The organism is Anabaena sp. UHCC 0253, from assembly GCF_009712085.1.
GTDB lineage: Bacteria > Cyanobacteriota > Cyanobacteriia > Cyanobacteriales > Nostocaceae > Dolichospermum.
The window spans coordinates 123,981-126,094 of record NZ_VILD01000003.1; the positions used below are offsets into that span (position 1 = coordinate 123,981).

Sequence of the window (2,114 nt, forward strand, 5' to 3'; positions counted from 1 at the left end):
GCAAATGAAAACTTAATTAGAGCATAATCAATGATGAATAACTTTTTTGAAGGGATGCCTTTTCTTCATTTCTGGAAGGAAATCAAGCGTTGGGCAATTGAATCATATATAAAGATACTCAAAGCAATTAATGAGGAAATAGAAGTTGCTTCAGATTCCTTTGTTTATCTTATACAAGAGTGAGGTAAGATTTATGAAAAGATGGAGGTTTATGTTCAAAGTTATGAAAACCCTAACCCTCCAGAAGCAAGACTTGAAGTCGTAAAACAACAGGTTAAGATTTCAGATATTCCTCCAAAAATTCGATATCAACTTGAACAAAAACGTCAATTGAAACTTATGCAATTTTCAATCACATCAGGACATAATCAACATGACTAACCAAGGAAGTATTCCAGACGAATTGAAAAAGATAGGCGAAACTGTTGAGAAATCCTCTCATAAAATTAAAGATGCAGTTGAGAAGTTATTTCACAAAACTTCTAACTTGCTCTGTGTTCAAGATGGATTGTTGGACTTTGATCTCATTGAAAAGGATGTGAAAAGGATACACACAGATATGAAAGCTACTGGTGATGAAGTTCTCGGAAGTCATCTGATCTTAGATAATGAACATAACTTCATGGAAATTCGGACTTACACTCAGAAAGATGATAAAACTTTTGTGAACACAGTTAAGGTCGAAGTAAAAGAAGTAACTAATATTCCATCTGAAGTTAAAAACGAACTAGAAGAGAAAGGGCGTGTTGAAATAATTTTAGAACTTTAGTTAAGTAGGTTGGGTTGAGGTAACGAAACCCAACATTTATGATATTTCTCTTATTGGCGTTTTCTATTCATCTCTATAAAACTCGTCTAAAATAGAATTAATCTCATAATCAGTAATATCTTCTTGTTCAGATTTACTGTAAATTGTTAAAAATAAAATGCTGGTTCCTGATTCAAGTAAATAAATTACCCTATAACCAGCACTTTTACCTTTTTGAATATTACTATTTTTGACTCTAGCTTTATAAATATAAACATCTTCACTAAAACCAGTTAATCTATCTCCTAATAAATTTCCTTTTTGCAATTCTGTAATGAAAGACTGAGTATCAGAACGAATATTTCGGTATTTTTTAGCTAAATTTTTTAAATTTCTCTGATATTCAGGAGTTAAATCAATATTAATTAAGAAAGGATCATTCTGCATCAATTCCTTCCCACATTTGTTCTAAAGGTATTCTTTTTCCGGTTTTTGCTTCTTGCAATGATATTTTTAAACTCTCTTTTATTTCCTCAATGGGAGTATCATCAGGATCATCCGCTTCTGGTAAAAGAATAATTACCTTGACAGCATTAAAATTATCAATTTGTAAAGGATAATCTAGGGTTAATTGTCCTTCTTGTATTTTTCCAGTAACTTCTAAGGCTTTCATAGTTTCTAGCTGCTTTTTATTTAACTATTTTTGATGCAGAAGATATTTCTATTCCATTTTATTATAACTAAAATTGTTAACTTATAATTAGGGCTTGCTGAAAAAGTCGTATTGAAGCCAGACCAAGAATCAATTAACAATGCTTGTAAGTGAAAACATAATTCATTGTATGAAGTAATTTGAGTAAATATAATATTTTCTAATCATCCAAATCTAAAAATAGGAAAAACATAGTATTTCCTCAAATAGATACAAAAAAAGTCATAATAATCCGCCGCAGTAATGCGGAAAGATTCATGACTAAAAAAGTTATGGCAATGGCTGTTTCTGAAGTATTAGAAAGTTTAGTCATCATTCGATCAAGACTATATCTTCTTTTGCCTTCTCCAAATTTACCTTCAATACAATTACGATCTCTCTCGTCTAATTGTGCCTGCTTTTTGGTTTCTTTGCTGACATTTGTTGGTGGTCTTCCCAGTGGTGGTCCACTAATTCTAATCCCTCTGTCTTTGCACCATTTTCTATTATCCTTGGTGCGATAAATTTGATCTACATGCACTGATTCTGGATAGTATCCTGTTGCAGCTTTAAACGCTTCTACTTGTGATTTTAAGTCACCTGATTCATTAAAATTATCCCAGCTAATCCGATCTAAAAATACGTATCCTTCGTAACAACTAGCTGACAACTTAG

At 31.6% G+C, this 2,114-nt stretch carries 5 protein-coding genes; 2 read left to right on the forward strand and 3 right to left on the reverse strand.

Translation table 11 applies throughout. From position 1 onward, the window contains the following. The first annotated feature begins 201 nt into the window (after positions 1–201). Positions 202–381: a hypothetical protein gene (locus FJR38_RS08810; RefSeq protein WP_168536558.1), complete on the forward strand. Its 180-nt coding sequence runs from the start codon at positions 202–204 to the stop codon at positions 379–381. After that, positions 374–769, forward strand: coding sequence for a hypothetical protein (locus FJR38_RS08815; protein WP_168536560.1), 396 nt, complete (start codon positions 374–376; stop codon positions 767–769). Before FJR38_RS08810 ends, FJR38_RS08815 begins: the two co-directional genes overlap by 8 nt. Positions 770–832: 63 nt before the next feature. Here FJR38_RS08815 and FJR38_RS08820 read toward each other — a convergent pair whose 3' ends face one another. From FJR38_RS08820 to FJR38_RS28335, 3 genes are all read right to left on the reverse strand, one after another. After that, positions 833–1,195 (reverse strand): type II toxin-antitoxin system RelE/ParE family toxin, encoded by a 363-nt coding sequence (locus FJR38_RS08820; RefSeq protein ID WP_168536562.1) that lies wholly within the window; start codon positions 1,193–1,195, stop codon positions 833–835. After that, positions 1,185–1,421, reverse strand: coding sequence for a hypothetical protein (locus FJR38_RS08825; RefSeq protein WP_168536564.1), 237 nt, complete (start codon positions 1,419–1,421; stop codon positions 1,185–1,187). Before FJR38_RS08825 ends, FJR38_RS08820 begins: the two co-directional genes overlap by 11 nt. A 241-nt stretch (positions 1,422–1,662) precedes the next feature. Next, positions 1,663–2,114 (reverse strand): transposase (locus FJR38_RS28335; RefSeq protein WP_168536566.1); only part of this gene is annotated, 452 nt, incomplete at its 5' end.